Annotated in this window: 14 protein-coding genes and 1 pseudogene; all 15 read right to left on the reverse strand. The window is 48.6% G+C overall.

The features are described from left to right. Window positions 1-4 precede the first annotated feature (4 nt). The gene (gene tssA / locus IB144_RS14740; protein ID WP_040215798.1) at window positions 5-1603 is read right to left on the reverse strand and encodes a type VI secretion system protein TssA; all 1599 of its coding nucleotides are present in this window, start codon (window positions 1601-1603) and stop codon (window positions 5-7) included. Beyond that, complete coding sequence (locus tag IB144_RS14745; RefSeq protein ID WP_077269715.1) at window positions 1600-5058, reverse strand: ImcF-related family protein; 3459 nt, start codon at window positions 5056-5058, stop codon at window positions 1600-1602. The genes tssA and IB144_RS14745 overlap by 4 nt, the downstream gene beginning before the upstream one ends. After that, window positions 5055-6263 carry a hypothetical protein gene (locus IB144_RS14750; RefSeq protein ID WP_065888636.1) on the reverse strand — a complete coding sequence of 403 codons (1209 nt, stop codon included), beginning with the start codon at window positions 6261-6263 and terminating at the stop codon, window positions 5055-5057. Before IB144_RS14750 ends, IB144_RS14745 begins: the two co-directional genes overlap by 4 nt. Before the next feature lie 746 nt (window positions 6264-7009). Then, window positions 7010-7504, reverse strand: coding sequence for a sugar ABC transporter permease (locus IB144_RS14755; RefSeq protein ID WP_071531917.1), 495 nt, complete (start codon window positions 7502-7504; stop codon window positions 7010-7012). A 205-nt stretch (window positions 7505-7709) separates the two neighbouring features. Further along, window positions 7710-8808 (reverse strand): IS3 family transposase gene (locus tag IB144_RS14760; RefSeq protein WP_087638354.1). Its coding sequence is split into 2 segments (ribosomal slippage): window positions 7710-8556 and window positions 8555-8808, totalling 1101 coding nucleotides; the frame shifts between segments, so codons are not numbered across the junction. Window positions 8809-9024: 216 nt separating this feature from the next. Then, window positions 9025-9522: a hypothetical protein gene (locus IB144_RS14765; RefSeq protein WP_074440764.1), complete on the reverse strand. Its 498-nt coding sequence runs from the start codon at window positions 9520-9522 to the stop codon at window positions 9025-9027. A gap of 179 nt (window positions 9523-9701) precedes the next feature. Further along, a complete protein-coding gene (locus IB144_RS14770; RefSeq protein ID WP_015958252.1) occupies window positions 9702-10469 on the reverse strand; it encodes a hypothetical protein in 768 nt (255 codons plus the stop codon). Further along, window positions 10456-10716, reverse strand: a complete 261-nt coding sequence (locus IB144_RS14775) for a hypothetical protein (protein ID WP_004190528.1) — start codon at window positions 10714-10716, stop codon at window positions 10456-10458. The genes IB144_RS14770 and IB144_RS14775 overlap by 14 nt, the downstream gene beginning before the upstream one ends. Then, window positions 10713-12473 carry a M23 family metallopeptidase gene (locus IB144_RS14780; protein ID WP_065888635.1) on the reverse strand — a complete coding sequence of 587 codons (1761 nt, stop codon included), beginning with the start codon at window positions 12471-12473 and terminating at the stop codon, window positions 10713-10715. Before IB144_RS14780 ends, IB144_RS14775 begins: the two co-directional genes overlap by 4 nt. 145 nt (window positions 12474-12618) lie before the next feature. Continuing rightward, a complete protein-coding gene (locus IB144_RS14785; RefSeq protein WP_123797881.1) occupies window positions 12619-12870 on the reverse strand; it encodes a hypothetical protein in 252 nt (83 codons plus the stop codon). A gap of 394 nt (window positions 12871-13264) precedes the next feature. Further along, window positions 13265-13669, reverse strand: a complete 405-nt coding sequence (locus IB144_RS14790) for a hypothetical protein (protein ID WP_223168863.1) — start codon at window positions 13667-13669, stop codon at window positions 13265-13267. 414 nt (window positions 13670-14083) lie between these two features. Beyond that, a protein-coding gene (locus IB144_RS14795; RefSeq protein WP_087759146.1) for an IS3 family transposase occupies window positions 14084-15246 on the reverse strand; the annotation gives its coding sequence in 2 pieces (ribosomal slippage) (window positions 14084-14985 and window positions 14985-15246; 1164 coding nt in all). A 248-nt stretch (window positions 15247-15494) separates the two neighbouring features. Then, window positions 15495-16657, reverse strand: a protein-coding gene (locus IB144_RS14800; RefSeq protein ID WP_087759146.1) for an IS3 family transposase whose coding sequence is annotated in 2 segments (ribosomal slippage) — window positions 15495-16396 and window positions 16396-16657 — 1164 coding nt in all. Because the reading frame shifts where the segments join, the coding sequence is not laid out codon by codon here. A 27-nt stretch (window positions 16658-16684) separates the two neighbouring features. Then, complete coding sequence (locus IB144_RS14805) at window positions 16685-17407, reverse strand: hypothetical protein (protein ID WP_223168860.1); 723 nt, start codon at window positions 17405-17407, stop codon at window positions 16685-16687. Further along, window positions 17400-19182 (reverse strand): annotated as a pseudogene (gene vgrG, locus IB144_RS14810) (type VI secretion system tip protein VgrG). The gene IB144_RS14805 and the pseudogene vgrG overlap by 8 nt, the downstream one beginning before the upstream one ends. Window position 19183 lies beyond the last annotated feature (1 nt).

Below are 19183 nucleotides of genomic sequence, written 5' to 3' on the forward strand. Positions count from 1 at the left end.
TCTGTTAGCCGCAAAGCACCGCGCTACTGGCTGGATCGAGCGCAATCAGACCTGCCAGCAATTGATCCATCTCCGGTTGCAACCGTAACTTTTCACTCTCGCTGCGCGTGGCTTTCATGCGCAGTAGCCTGAGCCGTCGCGATTTAATCTCGAACAACAGGGCTGGGATCCACTGCGTGAGGGTGATTGATCCCGCCGCATCGTCGAGTTCTCGCAGAAGATAGAGCGCGAGGTCATTCTTCCCCTTTTGTTCGGCCACGCGGGCCATCAGCAGGCGCAACAGCCATTTTTCTTTAGTGGATTCAGTGCCCGGGCGCGTCTGAATCCAGTGGAGTGCAGCATCGAGACCGTCAGTGTCAGCCTTCTCGAGCGCTTCAGGTTCAAGGGCCAGAATGTCGTTATCAGCGCCGCTGGCAGCCGATACTGGCTCATCCTGCCAGACGGACATATCGTCGAGTACACTCTGATTTATCCAGTTCAGCGTGACCTCATCGGCAAATGGTGTGCCGTCGTTAAAAGCTAATGTTTCAAGCCCGGTGAGACGGCGCAGCAATCCTTTCAGATCGGCAATTATAATATCGGCCAGCACATCCTGACCCGACCTCACCAGCGCCTGATGGATATACCATTGCAGGTCAAGCCAGAGGTGGTTAGCGCCACGTGAGAAGGTACTGTCCGCCTGTTCCAGTATCTCCGACCAGCTCTGTTGCAGGTACAGCCGCTTGAGCATGGCACGCTGATCTGCTCTGGGAGGCTCGATACGTGTTTTTCCTTCAGCATCAGGCGCAGGGATGATTGTCAAGGTGTCATGACGAAGGCTTTTCATTAGCCGATGTGCGGCAAGCCAGCCATCGGGTTGAACACGCAGATATGCTGTCAGGGTTCGCGCCTGGGCCAGCAGATCCTGACCGGAGGTGATGTTACTGAGAACCGGCGCTTCGTATTCAGCCATGCGTGAAGCGGTTTGAGCCAGCCCCCGGTTTCCGACGTTCTGCGGCACCACCGCATCGACTCCCCCGCCCTTTATCAAACGAGACTCCAGTGCACCCCAGAGTGCTTGCAGATCTGGCCGTGATGTTTCTGGTTCTGTCGTCAGACAATCATCAATGAGAAGCAGCGCGCCGACGGTACGCCTTGCGTCCTCCCGCACAACTTCTGGAAAAAGTGAAAGACTGTCTAAGATACGAGTACCCGCCAGCCACTCGAGGGCTGCTTTGCGGCTACGGTCGCGCTGCGGATAAAGCTGCATACCATATCGTTGCAGCAAGCCTGCCAGCAGCTCCAGCCCATCGGCCAAGCCAGCTTCCCCGTCCTGGTGCAAACGGGCCCAGCAGTAATAGGTAACAATCCGGATATCTTTTGTTGTTGCCAGTAACTGTCCAGCCAACTGGCAAATCAGTACGGTATCGACACCGGAGATCTTATTGACCTCCTCGCGGATACGCTGAAAATCATCGTCATAGCCCGGATCGCTCCCGGTGGGCTGGCTATCACTGATTGGCGCAAGCCAGGACTGCCACTTCGCCTGACGTGACCGGGCCTGCTGGCGCAGTACGCTTTCATCCAACTGACTGGCGGCAACCAAATTTTGTAGAATACTCATAATTCCATCTCATCCATGTCACTATTCCCTACCCCCGTCGTCAGGGCCTGTGCGCTCTCAGCCGCATCGACAGTGAAAATCTTATCCGGCAGGGTCAATCCGCGCAGCGCCAGAAGCGCCAGCGGGCCGCTCCCAAGCTGGGAGCGCAATACCCACTGCAGGGTGCGGCCATCCGGGGCGGAGAAGCTCATCATCCACTGGCTGCGATCCAGCGGATGGCGTTTACCCTGCTCCAGCCAGCGAATAAAGCCCCAGGTACCGCTGTAGTCACCGAACAGACGCGTGCCCGCATTGACGGTGGTCCAGGTCAGCAGAGTGCCGGGTTTATACGTCTCCCCCGGCCAGCGGAAAGTCTGCCAGTCGGCCATCTGATTGAAATAGCGCAGCTTTTGGCCGTCTATCGTCAGCTGTGTCTCGACAACCTCCGGGGCAGGCCTGGCCTGTAACTCAAAGCTGATCCCCTGGCTGCCGTCGGTGAAAAGAATGTCGGACAGCTGGCTTAGCTGGTTGATCGCGCGCAGAAAGGCCGGATTAAAGACCAGGCCGTGACTGTTGACCTTATCCGGCACCCATTGGCTGCCTTCTTTATGCAGGACACCGTTCAGCTCCGTCGTGAGAAAACGTTCGATTCGCCCGCTGTCTTTGCGCACAAACTCAGCCAGCATCGGCAGGGAGGCATCGCTTTTGCTGGCGGCAAACGGAAAGCGTCCGTCAAAGGCGGTGTGCCAGTTGGTGACCACCGAGCGGCGCCATTTATCATTCAGACTGGCCGCCGACGGCAGAAGCACGGTTTCCCAGGCCTGAGTCAGCGGCTGCACAAACAGAGTATTACCGAAGCCACTCCACTCTTCGCCAAGGCTTGCCGAAATCAGGCTACCGTACTGTTGCGTGTCGGTCAGGTCGACGCTTTTCCCCTGGAAGACGGTCTGCGCCAGAGTCTGCATCATCTCCAGCGGATCGGAGGCATTCGCAACCTGCTGCAGGCGCAGGCGCACGCGGGTGATACGGGTCAGATAGGTTTGCAGGCTCAGGGAGCTATCGGCCGACATGACGTTGCTGCCCGTGTTTTTCCCCATCAGCTGGAGCAGTGGGCCGAACGTGTCATCCAGAGGCCCCTGCGGGCCGGCTGCCGACTGGTCGATGACCGGCTTGTCTTTCCCGCCCACCAGATCTTTGGCCGATTTAATAAGGCTGTCCGACAGCCCCTTCCTTTGTTGCCCCGCCTGCCCCTGCCAGGCAAGGGTATTCATCAGGGCAATCAGCGGCGACTGGCGGACATCGCTAATCAGCGTGAGCTGGTCGGTAACATCGGCGATATTGGTCGCCGGATTAAGTCGCAGACTGTTGAGAAAATTCAGCCAGCTGCCGGCGAAATCGGTGAAGTAGCGTCGGGTCAGACGCGCTTTCAGCGCCTCCGGCGACAGGTCTGTCGACACCGTTTTGCGCGAATCGCTCAGCACCCAGTCGATTTCCTCCCGGCGCGAGCTGGCTGCCTTATCAATGGCCTGCTGAATGCCGCCTTCCCATGCCTGGCGGGTAAACATCCCCGGGACCACTTCATCGGTGGTAAACAGGCGGCGCGCATCGGTGCCACTGGTCATGTCTTCCAGCGATACATCGGCAAAATTACGACGCACGGATTTGAGCATGTTCTCATATAAGGTGCTTTCGGCATTGCGGCGACCTAGCTGCTGCAACAGAACCTGACGGCTCTGACTCACCCGTTGCGCATCCGGGATGATCTTCCACTCTGGCCGCTCGGGCAGCAGGGAGAGATAAAAGGCCCACAAATCCGGCGCCAGACTTTGCCACAGACCGGTCGAGATCCCCATTCGCGTCGGCTGGACCGTTTTCATGGTCTGCGCAAAAAATGCGTCATCGGCTTTATCCGGACGAGCCATCATCAGCCAGGCTTTCAGCTGGTCATAGCCCGGTTTCGCCAGCTTGGCTCGTTGGTCGCTATTGGGGGCGGAGTTGACCAGCGCGTTGAGCGCCTGCTGCAACGCGGCATTGGCCGGGTCACGTATCAGGCGATGATTTGCCACACCGTACCAGGGTAGGACGGCGTTTAATAGTTGCTGATGATGGTCCAGACCAAAGCGCCGATACCAGGGCGCCCCCTTCTGCCCATCGTGCACGAGACGGCCGGCCTCATTGCGCAGGGCATGGAGGGCCGTCAGTTGATAGTCAGAAACGGAGGGGTGGGCCACCAGGTCGCGGGCTTTTCCCGCTACCGAAGCAATCTGACTGTAATTGAGGGCAAAGGAGAGCAGCAGTCCCGCCGCCCACAGGCCGAGGATGGCCAGCAGACCGCACGCCAGGCCCCGCTCCCACGCCATTCCCACGTGATGCCCGCGTAAACGGCGGCAGTCATCGACGATCCCCAGCCAGGTGGCGGGCAGCGTCAGGAGATGAGGCTGGCCCACAGGCGAGGTATCCGCCTCCTGATACGGATCTACGGTACGAGGCTCTGGCAGGCTAAACATCAGGCCTCGCAGCGCAAGCCGCTGCCGCGAGGCGGTCAGCCACGGCGCCAGCTGCCAGCGCCATTGCGCGATCCCCCCGTCGATAAGCTGCTGTCCCAGACGCAGCAGAAAGTCGTGGCGGGTCTCCTCCGCGATCTGGCGCATCCCCTGCTCCCGCAGCGTGGGCAGCATCTGCGCAAGCTGACGGGCGACATCGTCCTCGGTAGCGCGCAACGGGAAGCTAACCCCTACCGCCTGCACCGCGCGGTCAGCCTGCGGCCACTCACTATCGCATAGTTTCCACAACCAGACCGGGGCGGCATAGCCCAGCAGTTCGCTGATTTTTTCCAGCCCGTGCAGGTCGCTCTCGCTTATCTGCGGCGTCAGGGTGAGAGACGACGGCATCACCCGCACAATTCCGTCCAGAGGACGGCCACGGCGCAGCTTGCGCAGCGCGATGTATTTTTCTCGGTCAGGCTCCGATGCAAGGCTGCCGCCGTAAATCAGCACGGTGCGGTTGCCTTCAAGCCAGTGCTGCTGACGCAGGCCAGGCACCAGTTGTTCGATTGCCGCCTCGTCGCCGGTGACTAAAAGCAGGCGGACTTTGCGCCGCCAGTGAATTCCAATTCGGGTTCGCAGATGGTCACGAATCCTGGCACACATCACCACTGCTGGAGAAACAGAGATGTTTTCACTCTCATCTTTTCTCTTATTGTCATCACCACGAGTGACATCCAGGAGCGCCTCAAACTCCTTTTTACCGGCACTGCGAGCTGTCCACAGGAGCATAACTAACATGATAAAGATACATCCGGTAATGCAGCACCCACCAATAAGCCAGTAATTCTGCTGCTGACTATCGCCCTCAAGTCCGGCCATGTCAGGATGTTTCCAGACGATAAATGTCATTGCAGCCAAGATTAAAAAGAGAATGAATACGACTGAAAGATAGCGACCTTCCGTAGTTTTCGGTGCTAAAAGTAACTTCACAGATCCATCTCCTGTCTTGAAGCTATCGGGGTAATAAGCGTGCTCCATAGCACTTTCTGAGTGGTATCCCCGCAGATAATCATCTGCGGGGATTGTGTTTGTCGGGCGATTTCAGTGGCGGCAGCAATAGCCAGCCAGGGTGCAGCGGCTCCAGCATTCCCCATGGATATATCGAGTGAAATGACAGCCTCATCTTTTACGCACTGCGCAGGATGTGCATTCTGACATCCAATCGCTTCTGCACGTTGCTCACCTGTCATTCCAGCGAGCCATAAATTTTTCACCATACTTTCTTTTAGCGGGACGTTCCAGGCGGCCATCCTCATCCCTTCGCTAAGTTCACCTGAGGGAGCAGCATCTGGCCGGTGTAGTAATGCGAGGGGGTCAAGCGCCTCTTGCGTTAGGCGGTTGCCAAGAAGTAGAGCAACAGCCGCTTCAGCAGTATTGTTTGTAACAACCGGATCAATCTGGAGGCCAACGATCAATAACATTGCTTTATCTTTAATACGTTCATTTAACCAGCGGTCAATTACACTAAGACCACGCCCTTCAACGTGTTCAACAGGAAAAGTGATATTGTTCTTTTGCCATGCCTCATCCCAGTAATGGCGAATGTTCTCCAAAGGCAGCGATGTTGTTACATCAAAAACTACTACTAGTGGGCATTTATCAGGGATTTGTGTAAAAGGAATATCTGCAATCATCTGCGAAAAAATATTCATTATCACGAATTCCATAGAATCCTGCGGGCTGGAAGAAATTTGGCTCATTCTGGCGCTTTCATTACCATCCCGGCCGACCTGTGAAACAATAATGCTGTCGTTGTTTTGCATAGCAATAGCGGTATCTTTCTGAGCAACTGATGAGTGGCCGGTAATAAATGTTGCACTCAGCACTTGTAATGCACGCCGTGCCTTACGGGTTTCTCGAAGAATCCACTGTTCTCGCTGTTTGTCAAAAGCGTTTGCTTTGCTATCCTGTAAAGACCAAACAAGCAGACGAGAAGAAAGCAAGACACTCCACAAAGCAACAGGAAAACCTAAAGCTAATCTCCAGAAGTACAGATTTTCAACATAATGCCCAAATATACGCATTATGGTAATACTGACTGAAAGCATGACAACCAGAGCAACAAGCCAACGAGAAAATTTCAGAGGCTTAGGTCTGGGGTAGCGTTCTGGCAAATGTTTAAGTGTATATGGCATTAATTTCCTCATATTACAGGATGGCTAAATTAGCTCGATATGTAGGCGAAACAAAAACTCACCACATTATATTTCTTTCATTAGCAAACTCACACTTAAACATACGACCATCCTTTTTGGTAAAAAACAGAAATCAACGTGCTAGTTTACTTTTGTCGTTGAAGTGGCCTTCCATTTTTTTCAGCATGTAATTTAACAGAGACTTGTCTTTTTTAATTATAATCAGGAATCGGAGGGTTTTCTCCACCACACCTACCGTTTTCAACTATGATATTCTCTTCCCCTCGTAGGGCATATTTCAATCCATTTTATACGCGAAATAGTTGACAGTAACTGGGTCTATCCCACCAATACATCCAATTAATAAGCAAATAAAACAGTGCCTTCGTCATTGGTAAAGCTACTGTTTATTTCAACTGATTCTTTTACCCCCCATTCAGATTAATATCCATTTCACAGTCAATAATATAATCATTTGAAATGCAATCATCCTTACCCTTTGTCACCTGTTTTACAGATAAATACTCTGCAGTATTATTCTGGTTGATTTCCTTTTTCATCACCAGTAAATGCTTACCAGAATTACCTTCCCACTTTGTAGAAAAGATTGGATTTTTAGTAAAAATAGAGTTTATTGGTTACAAAATAATATGCAACACAACCTAAAAAGCAGCAAGAGCGCTGAATAATGATTAATCAACAACACCCTTAATTTAGGGCGAGATGCTTACATCAATACTCACAAGCTATTTTTGCAGCATAAATTTATTGGCAGCTTTGCAAGCTAAAGTTCCGTCGGGAAGAGAATCAAACAAAGAGGTAAAGTTATATAGAACTGTTTTCCCATTAACTTTCTTAAATTCAATAAAATACCCATAAGCACCATCATCATCACATTTTTTTCTAATAGACTCTGGTAGTGCAAAAGATACATTCCATACACACACTTTTTCATTTGGGAAAACTGCCGATGTGTTAACAGGATACTTTGATTTTTTGTCCACTCCCCAGCCATAGTAAACCTCAGATACATTGACAAGTGTACTGTATTTATTTTTGATAAGTAAATCACTTTCAACATAACGCCTCATTTCTTTTGAAGACATTTCAATCAACAACTTCTTATTATTTTTTTTGAAAACCTCTCTTAGAGAATCTATATTTGAGTTATCCATACACTCTTCTGCCAGTACACATGAGCTGTAACCAAGTAACAATGCTAAAACATAATAATACTTCACATCATCTCCAGTATTAAATTTTTTTTATCACCTTGTTCTTCCATCCTCTTTCGAGAGTAGATTGGCTCCAAGGATTTCACGCAATTCTGCAATATTAGAAATCGCTGCTTCTCTCGAGCCCGAATTTATTATTTTTTGTGCATAAGAATAATATGAATTAGGTACATAGAACCTGACCCTGGCCCAAAATCAGTGCAGTGCTAAATCAGAGATCTTCGTCTTTCCGGAGATTTCGGATGAATTCAGCCGGAGTCATGTCATTTAATGATGAATGCGTTCTCTCATGATTATATTCCCTGCGCCAGTTGTCGAGTTTGTCCTGCGCATCTTCCAGCGAGAGAAACCAGTGAATGTTCAGGCATTCATCCCGCAGACTGCCGTTCAATGATTCAATAAACGGGTTATCCGTTGGTTTTCCGGGGCGGGAGAAGTCCATTGTAACACCGTGCTGATACGCCCATTTATCCAGACTTTTCGAGATAAACTCGCTGCCGTTATCTGTCTGAATACGTACCGGCAGGCGCTTGCCCAGCACCCGCAACCTTTCCATCACACCGACCACATCCTCACCTTTCAGCGACTTTCCGGCATGGATCGCCACACACTCCCGACTAAAATTATCCACTACAGTCAGCGCCCGGAAACGTCGTCCGTTAAACAGGTTATCCGACACGAAATCCATACTCCAGCACTGATCGACTCCGCTCAGGACCGGACGTTGCTGACGATGTGCTGCACTGACATGCCTGCGGGGGCGCTTTTTGCGCAGGTTGAGGCCTTCCAGACAGTAAATCCGGTGTGTTTTCTTGTGGTTAACAGGCCAGCCTTCCCGCCGCAGCTGAATATGAATACGCGGGCAACCGTAGCGGATCCGGGTTTCCGCTATTTCCCGGATACGCAGGGTTATCGCCCGATCATCCCGCCGGCTCTGCCAGTGGTAAACGGTTCTGCTCTGCATCAGCAGTCCGCATCCCCGTCGGACACTGATACGGTAAGCCTCCCGCAGAAAATGCACCGCCTGACGCTTCTGAGCCGGCCTCAGAACTTTTTTTGATAACTTCCTGCAGCATCACCTTGTCCAGACTTAAATCAGCCACCAGACGTTTCAGACGCTGATTCTCTTCCTCAAGCTGGCGCAGGCGGCGCAGTTTTGTCACGCCCATGCCGCCAAACTTTTTCTTCCAGTTGTAAAATGTGGCTTCAGAAATGCCCATCTTTCTGCAGACTTCCTCCACCCGAGTGCCGGTTTCGGCCTGTTTCAGCGCAAATGCTATCTGTTCTTCGGTATAGCGGGTCTTTTTCATGGCGATGTGCCTCTCTGTGAGATGGAAGAAAGACCGGAGACTTCAGTTTAGCCTGACACTGTTTTCAGGGAGGAGATCAAAGGTTAAGCGGGATACTTACAGAGAACATTTCCCCAGCAATGGCACTTGAAAAACACAGCATACATATGATTAATGAAAAGTATCTAAACAAAGCTACTGACCTCAATATCATTAAGGACTGGAAGGGAGTATCTTTTATCTTATAGACTGGCAAATGGACCTTCCTAAAAGCTTATAGCTAATAATTCCATCAACATTCAACTCATTCGTAAAGATATGCCCAGGGGCTTTTGAGTCGAACGTATAAATAAATAACTTATTATCTTTCATTGCATAAAAAAGAACTCCATCGAAACCAGAAACTTGATCATCAGAGTAAGATGATAATATTTTGGCAATCAGAGTTCTGGATGATAAATCTGTTATGGATTTTATTAGTATATTGTCATCAATACCTTTTGGGAGCGTATTCAAATATACGTTATCAATATAAGGGGTATAATCATTTTGATCGCACGAAGGAGTGTGAGGATTGTCCACACCGTAATAATTTCTAAAAAAGCCATCAAGGACATATTTATAATCATTTGCAGAAGGCAATGCCTTTACAAGTAAGGATATTCCTCCGGGATCACCTGCTATCACTCTCAATGACAACAACAGTAACATACTTATAGCTATAAAATTTTTCATCGACCGCCACCTTCATCTTTCACAGATTTAGTTTTGCTATCAAATCCGAAAAAATTATTGATTTTACTGAGGGTTGATAATCCATGCTTATCCTCATGAGAAAGTATGATTGGGATCAATTGCTAATGATTCACGAGAAAATTTTTTGCGCTGATAGTAAATAGCCATTTGAAAAAGCATCATTTCATATTGATAAGCTCTCCCCCCAATTCATCAAGTGTTTTCTCTCCCGAGAAAAGCTGTCGGCATTTACTGTCAATTACAGCATCATCTTTATCTCTTGGGAATATAATTTTCATTTTTCTTGCTATATCCCACACACCTGGGAATGAATCAACCGCACAATCCAAATCGTTTGGCGCAATATATTCTCCATTGACAGATATTTTCCCTAGATATATTGAACCACCAGGGTAAAACAAGCTATTCTGATCTGGCTCAGATGAGGAATTACTCCAAAAACCTTTGCCTGACAAAAGGTTTTTATTCCCATTAAACTTAGATACTATCGCCTGATATGACCTAAAGTGAGCATCAATCACAACTAATGCCAGAACTAATTTTTTTTCAAAATTAACATCTATAATAGAAGAAATTGAATTATTAAAGTAATGAATAGAATGAATTCGAATTGACTGTCCTTTGCAATCTATAAGCTCCTTAACATCAAGATATTTATTTCCTGATGCTAAAAGCACGCCTAAATGATCACTAGTTAGAGAAATACCTCCAGCACCAGAGATTAATGAATCATTCCAATTTTCTATTTTGCATGAGTAATCCGTATTTAATTGATCATCGTGAACATTTACATATCCAGCTTTATCCTTATCTAAATGGATGCTTACACCATCGATATCAATTGTGTTGTAATATCCAGCCCAAGAATTAAGAGCAGTAGCACAAAGCATCATAAACAAAAATGAATTAGTTTTAAACTTCATCATCAATCATCTCTTTTGCTTTTTTAGTAGCTATTTTCCTTTCTGCAATTCCTTTATCTGCACCATTTATATTTTTAGTTACTTTCAAAATAATGCTGTCATCATCAGATTTCCCAATTTTGTCCTCATCCATAATTTTGAGAACTTTAGACTTAAAACAAACTATAAAAAAACCACCTGTATCAATACAGTTATATGCATTTTCTGTCACTTTCTGAGGGTTTCCTATTTTTGGTGGTTTTTTCTTCATACCGGCTGAATTTTTTTCTTGTACTCCGGGTCATCCCACCAATATTTATCAAAGTCATTTTTTGACAACCAACCTCGATATACCCAGTAGCTTGAATATGTGTTAAGTCCAGTTAGCATTTTAAACCCTCTACCTCTGAATTTTTGTGCATCTACATCTCCACAGTTACCGTTAATCCAGCTATAGGATCCTGTGATATACCCTCCACGGGAATTGTATTTTTTCCCGGAGAAATAGTTATCCTTCTCGGCTTTAAGAGCTCCGTACCAATGACCTAGCTTAGTAGTTTCATTAAATGTTGATGCTTCAACAATCACACCACCTTGCTGAACACCATCAACAATAATTTGTTGCTGGCTAGTTTCTTGCATGGACAATAAATAACCTGATTCAACTGCACCCTGCCCTAAAAAATGACAAATTCTATTTGCATCAGATAAGTTATACTTTCGCATGATTGTATTTATGTCCGCATAGTACTCTAATGTAATTTTTTTAATACCTTCAAGTGCATTTTTATTTTTTTTACTAGCATTCGCCGTCATTACTTTTTCAATTACTTCAGAGTCGAGCCAACTACATTTCCTGAAATGTCGAATAAATGATTTTGGCTCAAAATGCCACAACCGGTCAGAACTCAACGCTCCAGAATCAAAGCATAGTGCTTCCGCATGGGATTTAAACTTTGCATAATCGGCTTCCGTCATCGGTTCATGCTCTTCATTTCCCGTTTTCAGCCACGAAAAACGGATGTCGATCGTACTTTTTTCCCATTCAAATGGGAAATGACAGATTAGCTTCCCGCACTGGTTATCGAAGTCACCAACTTCGTGAAGTTTCTTGATAATAGCTGAATTACACTGGCTGTTGCTATCACTATCGTCATCTACCATCTGCCAGCCCGTCCAGTGAGGGAAATCAGCGTCACTAAACTTTTTAATACTGGAATCAGCAAGGTTGATCACCCCTTTACCACCCGGGTAATTGACTGTCATCCATAATGGTGCGTCTGCCGGTACCAGTGTTTCATGGTCCGTGTTGATCACTCGCCCAAAGCGAAGTAATTCAAACCCGGCACTTGGGCTCTCCTTATAATTCCGCATCGCGGTTTTATAGAGATTGTATTCGTAGTCATCACCATCTGCATTAACCAGTGGTTCACCCAGCAGATCATATTTTCCGTCAGTCTGCGTATTTTTCTGACGAGTAACCATCGTGCACTTGCCTTGGGCCAGAGTCATGCTGGCATACAGAGGCACATTGCTGGTATATAGTTCAGAAAGTCCGGTGGTAGAAATGCTGTTATCTGCTGGAGCCTTGTCATAAAACTTTGTCTGCGGTGGCAGATAAAAGTGAATATCACCATAAACCGCATCGGTGCGGCCATTCTTCGAAATATCCAGCTCTCCTGTTTTCCTGCCCGTTAGCTTGCTGATGTTGTCATCATCGCAGAAAATCTGGAAATGGAAAGCATTCACTCCATCAACCATGCCTGGAAGGCCTATAGGATCCTTACGGTAAACTTTATCACCGGCTTTAACAGTTTCAGCCAGCGACTTCAGATGCATGTATAAGGAATAGAAAGCCACTTTTCCTTCATCACCGCTACCGATCTCGGTTTCATGCTTTATGAGCACATAACCATCATTACTCCCCTTTGTATTGGGTTTATCGGCGTTGATGTTGAATGGTGCTAGGTCGCGCTTGTCTGAGCTTTTGCGGAGTGAAATGACGGTACCGTCAGCTATCGCCCGCACGCTCTCAGCAGGCCTTCCAAGATGTTATTACCTGTTTATTTCTGAATATTAATCTCATATTGTTTTTCAAAATATTGCCCCGCACTAGCAACAACCCCGCCCCTAATATTAATTGTTACAATCCCTTGCAACTGAGGCTTACATTCTATAGTAAAGTTATTATATACATATTTTGTGTAATATTTTTTTCAGAAAATACTAATTTCAATCCAGAATTTGATGGGTGAATTTCATAACTCAGATCAACAACTGGTCCTGTACCTCCAGAGATGGTGATTGGAACATAATATTCCTGATCTATATATCCATCTGGTAACTTATTAGGCTCAAATACAAGGTGATTGCCACAGCCAGTTAGAAAGAAAGAAATTACAAAAGCTCTTAGATAGTGATTCATTTTTAATCATGATATTTTTGTAAATACCATCCCCCCAAAAGTATGGTTTAGAAATTCTCCTAATTTTAATGATACTCGAAGCGAGTTATCTTTAACTTCACCCCATGAAAAAAGTCTCAGCGAGACAAGCTCTTCTAAACTCGTTTCGTTAGTGATTATCCAGATTAAATTCCTTCCTCAATTTTCAAAAAACTCCATCTCTAAATTACCAGGGATAAGATCTTTCGATTATTTCGTCAGGCTTTTAGGATTACGGTAAAAAAACCTGGTGTTACTTGTGCCCACCTTGACATACCCACTCTTTTAAAACCACTCGATATCACCCCTCCAAATTGTAATACCGGCGACCACATTGTCTACTTTAATATCATTAAAGACATGATCTAAAATAAATTCAATCAACATTTATTTGATATTTTTTAGTAAACACCTGTGATTTTGAATACATAGATGCATATGTTTTTGCAACTATTTCAACGGTTATCACACCTTTTATTCTGGGCACTCCACTTATTACAAGTTCGTTAGGGCTGCTACCTTTTTTAAAGTCATTTTTTTCATTCCCCATAAAGCTTGGTTCTATATCCAGACCGGAATTATCAGGAGTTAATTTTGCTCTAAAATTACTTGAAACAAAAGAAATAACCTCTCCACTCCCCTGAAATCTCATAACCAAACCTTGCTGATAAAACGTCCCTATCTTGGCATTTTTCAACCGCCCCCCACTTGGATAAAACTCTATTTTACCTGAAGAGCAGGATGCTAAAAAAACAAACAAACAGATTAGATATTTTTTCATAAAACTATTCTAGTGATTTAAACACCACCCCTCCAAAAATGCTTCCCATTACATCTGAAAGAGCAAGATGCCTCTTAATCTGATTTTTTACCTTACCCCAAGAGAATAATTTCAATTGAACTAACTCATTTTCCTTAGTCGTTAATGAAATGACCTCACCATACTGTGTGGTTATAGGTCCATCCCAAACAATCCAATGATTCTTAGCCGTGACAGTGGAGTCAAATCCATCAAGTATACCAGCTGATATCAAAGTAACAACTCGACAACCTTTTCTAATATACTCATTGAGGGTACTTAGTTCTTTCAGATTTACGTGCGATAGCCCGACATTACTAAACTCTTTTTGATAACCAGCACTTACAAACCATTCAGTAAGCGCTCTGATCCTCTCCTCGTAATATGGACACGCGCCTAAGCGAGATTCTGATTTTCAAATTGTTCCGGGCTGAGGCCGCCACAGGCACTGTGACGACGCCAGCGATTGTAATCGCACTCAATGTAATTAAATACCATCGTACGCATATCATCGCGACTGATTAGACGCTCACCGTGGATGCACTCTACCTTCAGCGTGTGGAAAAAGCTTTCCGCGCAGGCATTGTCATAGCAGCAGCCTTTTGCACTCATGCTGCCCCGAAGGTCGTGCTGCTTCAACAGGGCCTGATAATCTGCTGAGCAGTACTGACCACCCCGGTCGCTGTGGGCTATAACCCCTTTTGGCCGCTTACGCCGCCACAGCGCCATTTGCAGGGCATCGCATACCAGCCGGGCCGTCATTCGGGATGACATCGACCAGCCAATAACCGCGCGGGACCACAGGTCAATCACCACGGCAAGATACAGCCAGCCCTCATCGGTGCGAATGTAGGTGATGTCCTGCACCCACTTCTGATTCGGTGCGCTGGCGGTGAAATCCTGATTCAGCAGATTATCGAATACCGGCAGATTATGGGGCTTATAACTCACCGGACTGAACTTACGCGCGGCTTTGGCCCTTAGCCCCTGCCGCTTCAGGCTGGCCGCTACCGTTTTGATGTTGTATTTCACCCCCTGTTCGCGCAGCTCATCAGTAATGCGCGGTGCGCCGTAGCGCTGTTTCGCCTGATGAAAGGCCTGACTGACCGCTTTGTCACATTGCCGGCGAAATTGTTGACGCGGGCTTAGCTGCAGGCGACGGATACGCCAGGCATACCAGCCGCTGCGGGCCACGCGCAGCACCCGACACATGGCTTTAATGCTGAACTCAGCCTGATGTTTTTCGATGAAGACATACTTCATTTCAGGCGCTTTGCGAAGTATGTCGCGGCCTTTTGGAGGATAGCCAGCTCCTCGTCACGCTCTGCCAGCTGGCGCTTCAGGCGGGCATTTTCAGCGGCCAGCTCATTTTCCCGTTCGGAAGACGTTTTCTGCTGCTGTAATTTGCTGCGCCAGGTATATAGCTGAGACTCGTAAAGGCTGAGTTCCCGGGCGGCAGCGGCAACGCCGATGCGCTCCGCAAGCTTCAGGGCTTCGCTGCGGAATTCAGGCGAATGCTGTTTACGTGGTTTCTTACTTACGGTTGCTGATTTAGTCATGTGAGATACCTCTGTCTGGGAGTTTACTCACTTAGTCGCGTGTCCACTATTCGCGGGTAGGATCACTCCCCATAATGTTATCCCTGAAGCCTGGTCATCAATTTCGTCATAACTCATAATGGAATTTTCGGAGTCCCTTAAAGAAGCGAGGGTTATCCAATCGATCCCCTTCACTCGTTCTCCATAAGCATCATAGAAAGCCCCCATAGGATGCCGACTGATCCTCTCCTCGTAATATGGACACGCGCCTAAGCGAGATTCTGATTTTCAAATTGTTCCGGGCTGAGGCCGCCACAGGCACTGTGACGACGCCAGCGATTGTAATCGCACTCAATGTAATTAAATACCATCGTACGCATATCATCGCGACTGATTAGACGCTCACCGTGGATGCACTCTACCTTCAGCGTGTGGAAAAAGCTTTCCGCGCAGGCATTGTCATAGCAGCAGCCTTTTGCACTCATGCTGCCCCGAAGGTCGTGCTGCTTCAACAGGGCCTGATAATCTGCTGAGCAGTACTGACCACCCCGGTCGCTGTGGGCTATAACCCCTTTTGGCCGCTTACGCCGCCACAGCGCCATTTGCAGGGCATCGCATACCAGCCGGGCCGTCATTCGGGATGACATCGACCAGCCAATAACCGCGCGGGACCACAGGTCAATCACCACGGCAAGATACAGCCAGCCCTCATCGGTGCGAATGTAGGTGATGTCCTGCACCCACTTCTGATTCGGTGCGCTGGCGGTGAAATCCTGATTCAGCAGATTATCGAATACCGGCAGATTATGGGGCTTATAACTCACCGGACTGAACTTACGCGCGGCTTTGGCCCTTAGCCCCTGCCGCTTCAGGCTGGCCGCTACCGTTTTGATGTTGTATTTCACCCCCTGTTCGCGCAGCTCATCAGTAATGCGCGGTGCGCCGTAGCGCTGTTTCGCCTGATGAAAGGCCTGACTGACCGCTTTGTCACATTGCCGGCGAAATTGTTGACGCGGGCTTAGCTGCAGGCGACGGATACGCCAGGCATACCAGCCGCTGCGGGCCACGCGCAGCACCCGACACATGGCTTTAATGCTGAACTCAGCCTGATGTTTTTCGATGAAGACATACTTCATTTCAGGCGCTTTGCGAAGTATGTCGCGGCCTTTTGGAGGATAGCCAGCTCCTCGTCACGCTCTGCCAGCTGGCGCTTCAGGCGGGCATTTTCAGCGGCCAGCTCATTTTCCCGTTCGGAAGACGTTTTCTGCTGCTGTAATTTGCTGCGCCAGGTATATAGCTGAGACTCGTAAAGGCTGAGTTCCCGGGCGGCAGCGGCAACGCCGATGCGCTCCGCAAGCTTCAGGGCTTCGCTGCGGAATTCAGGCGAATGCTGTTTACGTGGTTTCTTACTTACGGTTGCTGATTTAGTCATGTGAGATACCTCTGTCTGGGAGTTTACTCACTTAGTCGCGTGTCCACTATTCGCGGGTAGGATCAGACAACTATTGCTTGGAACTATATTTAACGCACCTATTTTAGTTTTCCCATACAACCAAAGCTCATTAACTGCTTGTTTATAAATATCAGGTCTATCCATCAACAGGCAATAAAAAAATGATGCTGGCCCACACAAACTAGTATCCCCTTGATTTGGATAACTACTGCGATTCATCCTCGAAAGGAACTGATGTTCTATCTTATTTTTATCGAAGGGATCATCAGGACTACCTACAGGATACTCTTTTGCAATAAACGCTCTTTTCTGACAGGTAATCTGCACAGTATGTATATTATCCTCACCCTTATCATTAACCGGTTTTGTCTGCGCCTTTGTCTCAAAATAACAAACATTTTCACGCTTATTTTTAGAATATGCTTGCCCTGATGCCATTTCACCAAGTGTGTACATCTTTTTCGCAGGCGAGGAAAGCACAGAAAACAACTTACCTCCGTGCTTGCGATATAAGTTCATTTCCATTATGTAGATTACAGACAACCCATCCTCTGTGTCATTCGTTTCATGGGACTGAGTTTGATAATTTGATGTTACTGGTTGTTGCGCCACTGACAGTAGTATATGTTTTTTATTACTGGCATCAGTTCTGTAAACATTCAGATCGTAAAAAAGGTCGACTGCTGAAACATTCGATTCAATCTTTGTATAAATATTATATTTAGGCATTGATGGCCTCCGGTATCATATGCAGCAGAACATCCTGTATCTGTGCAGAAGTAAACAACTTCGTATACCCCTCGCCATCACTGACACCCTCTAATACCGAGCCATCAGCCAGAAAGGCCCTGTAAGGTGTATTCAGCATCGGCATCCCATTATCATCTGTACACAGGTAGCGAATATTATGGCTGCCGTCATTTATCGCATTAGCTAAAGGTGCAATGTCAGGCTTATGCTGCGCTTTTTCCCGCCTGACGTAATACCCGGCCCTTGTTCTGTACTCACCTGCCGTCGCTGATTCAATGCCACTGGCATTGAGCGTGATATAGCTTCCCCCGCCGTTTATTGTGACCCGTTTTTTCGCAATAATTTCGATACTGTCTTCCGTGCTGACAATGCTGATTTCCTTCCGGGCAAGCAACGCCATCAGGTCATTCTGCGCCTGCATCTGTACCGGTCCCTGGTTCGCTATCAGCCTGATCCCAAGCTTTCGCACAAACACGCTCAGCGCACTGCCCACCCCGATGAACAGATTTTTCACCACGCTGACGTCTGCATTCTTTCCGGCCGTGGCAATCAGGTTATGCCCGGCTGAGACCTGCAGATGCTCCCCGCTGGTCAGCGCTATCCCCTCCGGCGCGCTGACCAGCAGTACCGATTTTTTGAGGTCTGTCAGCTGCTGCTCCAGCAGGGTAATTTGCGCCTGGAGATCGGCCGGGTTCGCGGTCGCCTTCTGCGCGTCACCGGAGATGGACATCATCTGCTCCCGGGCTTCGGCCAGATTGCTGACCGCCGGCTCCATATCCAGCACCTGTCCCCGGGCCTGCACCTGTCCGTCCGCGCTGATAAATATCCCTTTCTGTGCCCGGATAGCTCCCCGGCTGTCGGTTCTCAGCTCAAAGCCTTCGCCGCGCGGCTGCCTGTCACTGTCCACCAGGTGCCCCAGGTTCAGCTGGCTCTTACCGCCGTACTCCGTCGAGACCTTGATATGCTCTTTTCCGCGCTCGTCGTCGAGGCGGATTTTGTTGTTGGCCGGGGTGCGCAGGACGTTACGTTTGTCATTGCGAATGGTGACGTGGTCGCCGTGCGCCGAGTCGTGCAGCACGCCCGCGATATACGGCCGGTCGGGGTTACCATCCTCAAAGCCAATCGCCACCTCCGTCTCCGCCAGCAGCGGCAGGTGCAGGCCGTAAGTGTCTCCGGCATACGGCCGCGACTGACGGACCCACAGGCTCTCGAACCCGGTTTCCCAGCGCGCCCGATCAAACAACATATTCACCCGGTAGCGTCCGTGTTTGTCGATATGCCCGTAGGTGTCGTTTTCCCGGGTGCTGGTCACGCGGGCCGGCAGCGTCCCGGCCATCACCGGACGCGCGCCGGGCTCAGGCCGGTAGCCGACGTCCGGGCTGTCCGGTATGCCGGCAAACTCCACCGCAAAGTCGGCATCGCGCCGGGCGCGGCTGAAGCGTCAGCGCGTAGTGCGTTTCATCCCTGGAGGTACTGAGCCGTTCAAACCCCGTCACCACGCCCTGGATCACCCGCACGGGTTGCTGAACATTGATGCCGAAGCCCTGAGCCACCGGCGCCTGCAGCGTCAGGGAGGCTGCCTTCATCAGCATCATCTCTTTGCTGATGGCATGGTCTGCGCTGGTGAATTCAATACGGTAGCGGAACGGCTGGCTCAGGGCTTCATCGCCCTCGAAGGCCAGCACATCAAGCCCGGCTTCACATCCCTTCACCGAAAGCAGGTGGTGGTTATGGCTGAACAACAACGATTTCACG

Source organism: Klebsiella sp. K4, from assembly GCF_014596785.2.
GTDB classification, from domain to species: Bacteria; Pseudomonadota; Gammaproteobacteria; order Enterobacterales; family Enterobacteriaceae; genus Klebsiella; species Klebsiella pneumoniae.

Coding starts and splice junctions, on each gene's coding strand:
- tssA (WP_040215798.1), bottom strand. CDS start 1,603: ATGAGTATTCTACAAAATTTGGTTGCCGCCAGTCAGTTGGATGAAAGC.
- IB144_RS14750 (WP_065888636.1), bottom strand. CDS start 6,263: ATGCCATATACACTTAAACATTTGCCAGAACGCTACCCCAGACCTAAG.
- IB144_RS14765 (WP_074440764.1), bottom strand. CDS start 9,522: ATGAAAAATTTTATAGCTATAAGTATGTTACTGTTGTTGTCATTGAGA.
- IB144_RS14770 (WP_015958252.1), bottom strand. CDS start 10,469: ATGATGAAGTTTAAAACTAATTCATTTTTGTTTATGATGCTTTGTGCT.
- IB144_RS14775 (WP_004190528.1), bottom strand. CDS start 10,716: ATGAAGAAAAAACCACCAAAAATAGGAAACCCTCAGAAAGTGACAGAA.
- IB144_RS14785 (WP_123797881.1), bottom strand. CDS start 12,870: ATGAATCACTATCTAAGAGCTTTTGTAATTTCTTTCTTTCTAACTGGC.
- IB144_RS14790 (WP_223168863.1), bottom strand. CDS start 13,669: ATGAAAAAATATCTAATCTGTTTGTTTGTTTTTTTAGCATCCTGCTCT.
- IB144_RS14805 (WP_223168860.1), bottom strand. CDS start 17,407: ATGCCTAAATATAATATTTATACAAAGATTGAATCGAATGTTTCAGCA.